The sequence below is a fragment of the Metasolibacillus meyeri genome (genome assembly GCF_003049505.1).
In the GTDB taxonomy this organism is placed as follows: domain Bacteria; phylum Bacillota; class Bacilli; order Bacillales_A; family Planococcaceae; genus Metasolibacillus; species Metasolibacillus meyeri.
Genome location: NZ_PYWN01000145.1, coordinates 1 through 2,988 on the forward strand (window position 1 = coordinate 1; position 2,988 = coordinate 2,988).

The following is a 2,988-nucleotide window of genomic DNA, read 5'->3' on the forward strand; positions in this document are numbered from 1 at the left end:
AGATACCTTTTTAACACAAAAGTTTATATATTGGCGACTCCCGCCGTCTCCATAAAACAGTTTCAACAGAAATAATGAAAAACAAAATCCTTTATATAGGGATTTTGTTTTTTTATTGTGGAAATGAAAACCCCCTGCTTGATGAAGTGACCCCTAAAAGTTAGACATGGTTATTTCATTAGGCAGCGGTTTGGGCATGGGTTCGATATTGTATCGGACTCATGCCTTTTAATTTTGCCTTAATTGGTTTTGTATTGTAATACGTAATGTATTTTTCTAACTCGATTTTAAAATGTTCTATACTTTCAAATTCTTTAAAGTATAGAAATTCTGACTTCATAATGCCAAAGAAATTCTCCATAACCGAATTGTCGTAACAGTTTCCTTTACGAGACATACTTTGTTTAATCCCTTTCGATTGAAGTGCATGGCGGTATTGTTTCATTTGATAGTGCCAACCTTGATCTGAATGCATGAGTAGCTGGTGTTCTCCTAGTAGGTACTTTAAAGCCTTTTCTAACATCTCTGAAACAAGTGAATATGTTGGTCGAGAACCAATTGTATACGTAATGATTTCCCCATTAAATAAATCGAGGACTGGCGATAGGTACAGCTTTTCACCAAATAATTTAAACTCCGTAATATCCGTAACCCACTTCTCATTGGGTGCGTCAGCTGTAAATTGACGATCTAAGTGATTTGGCGCAATTCTACCTACAGTTCCTTTGTATGATTTATACTTTTTCATACGTACAAGGCACTTTAAACCAAGCTCTTTCATGATACGTTGAATCTTCTTATGATTTACTTTCTTCCCACGATTCGCTAACTTGTCACGAATACGACGATAGCCATAACGACCCTCATGCTCATTATAAATAGATTGGATTTCCTTTTTTAAATCTGCATCAGAATCAGTTTGATTCACTTTACTCACATAGTAATAGTAACTATTTCGAGGAATGCCTGCTAGCTTTACTAATGCTTTCACCGAATATTCATGCCTTAATTCATACCTTAATTTATACACTACTTGTGCTTTGTCTTGTTTGGTGATTTTTCTTTGTTTTGAACTAAGGCTTTCAACTTTTTTAAGTACGCATTTTCCATTTCTAATTGTTTGATTCGTGTTTCTAATGCAGATCCTTCAGCCGGTACTTGTTTTGATTGTTTCATTGACTCTTTTTTCATGGATGGACGTCCCTTTTTCGTTGATTAAAGGGCATCGAGTCCTTGCGTTTCCAGTTGTCTTCTCCAAACAAGAATCGTTGAAGGGGCAGGTATGTTAAATGTAGCTGCCGTGTCGGTTAAGGATGTACCATTTTCAATCATAAAATTTAGTACGTCCAGTTTAAACTGTTGTGTGTAATTTGTACATCGTTTAATAAAGGCATCAAGTCCATTATGTTCATATTGTTTCACCCATATAATGATGGACTTCTTGTTTACACCCATTGATTGTCCAATTTCTTTATAACTTTCATGACCATTCAAATAGCGTTGAACAGCTTGTAATTTTTCTTCAGCAGTAAATTTAGACAAAAAAACTGCACCTCCAATTGTTAGATTGTGTGTCTAGCAATTGGGGAGCAGTGCATTCTACTGGTGGTTTTTATTGTATAAACAACGAGAGGAGTACAACATTATTATAATCCTCTAACCAAACAAATAAAACTCTGTCATTACACTCACAAAATCTAAAAAGGCAGAATTAAAGCTGAAACCCTCCCTCCACCATAAACGTAAACATATTAAAAGCAAACAAGGAGCTTAAGCATATGTATTATGATCCCAACCCTTTAGGAAGTGCCATGTTTACACTCGTTCCTTTATTCATTATTAGTGTTTTTATTTTTATTGTTGTGAAAGGGATTGCTGAATGGAGTGCGAACAATAACTCTCCAAAACTTACGGTTCCTGCTATAGTTGTTACAAAAAGAACACATACATCTAGGGATCATCATCACACAAATGACCATATGCATACAACGTTAACCACCTCGTATTATGTAACGTTTCAATTTGAGAGCAATGATCGGGCAGAGTTTTCCTTAAATGGTTCGCAGTATGGTATGTTAGCAGAAGGTGATACAGGAATGCTAACTTTTCAAGGAACGCGTTATCTTGGATTCAAGCGTATACAATAAAGGTTAAAGCAATTGTTAGAAGAACAATCTAAAGAGAAATTAGTTGCTTGTTTATTGGAGTTAAGTCGCGATATTTAAGGAGTGAGTGAGCGTTTAGAGTTTCAGTTTACTGAGCAGGGGGGCAATCGAAAGTAGTAGAAATTTGGCTCGGAATTCGAGTGAGCGATTTGTGATGAATGGTTTTATCACATGGAGAATTGAAATAAAAGCGTCCCGAAAAATTCAGGACGCTTCTGTGATACCTAATATGCTGCTCGTTCAGCTAAAGCATTTTCAATAGCCGTTTCAATATCTAGCATTGAATCATTTGGCTCGAATCTTTGTAAAACTTTTCCTTCGTTTGAAACTAAAAATTTTGTAAAATTCCAACGAATATTATTTCCACGTAAAAAATCAGGTTGATGTTGTAAGACGTGATTATACAGCATCATGTCTTGCATCGTAGATTTTTGTAACTCGCGGCACGTTACCGCATTTTTTAAGTCTACATAAAGTGGATGTGCTGATGGGCCATTGACCTCGATTAAATTAAACATTGGAAATTGTACACCATAATGTAGCATACATTTTTTTCTTGTTGTTTCACCATCTTCAGGGTTTTGGCTACCAAATTGATTGCTTGGCAAACCTAAAATGACAAAGTCTTTTTCTTTATATTTATCGTATAGTCTTTGCAGGTCTTCATATTGATAAGTAAAGTCACACTGGCTTGCAGTATTAACGATTAAAAGCGTTTTATTGCGATAGGTTTCCATTGAAAGTATTTCACCGTTTGGTTTTTCTAAAAAATGATTATAAATGCTCATAAAAAAATAATCCTCCTTTACAATATGAATATATA

At 35.1% G+C, this 2,988-nt stretch carries 2 protein-coding genes and 1 pseudogene; 1 reads left to right on the forward strand and 2 read right to left on the reverse strand.

Translation table 11 applies throughout. The features are described from left to right. Positions 1-178 precede the first annotated feature (178 nt). Positions 179-1,542, reverse strand: a pseudogene (locus C9J34_RS17970) (IS3 family transposase). A 236-nt stretch (positions 1,543-1,778) separates the two neighbouring features. On the opposite strand from C9J34_RS17970, the gene C9J34_RS17975 reads away from it, so the two are divergent. Then, positions 1,779-2,147, forward strand: a complete 369-nt coding sequence (locus tag C9J34_RS17975) for a DUF2500 domain-containing protein (RefSeq protein WP_107841559.1) — start codon at positions 1,779-1,781, stop codon at positions 2,145-2,147. Positions 2,148-2,389: 242 nt separating this feature from the next. Here C9J34_RS17975 and C9J34_RS17980 read toward each other — a convergent pair whose 3' ends face one another. Further along, positions 2,390-2,953, reverse strand: a complete 564-nt coding sequence (locus C9J34_RS17980; protein ID WP_107841560.1) for a glutathione peroxidase — start codon at positions 2,951-2,953, stop codon at positions 2,390-2,392. Positions 2,954-2,988 lie beyond the last annotated feature (35 nt).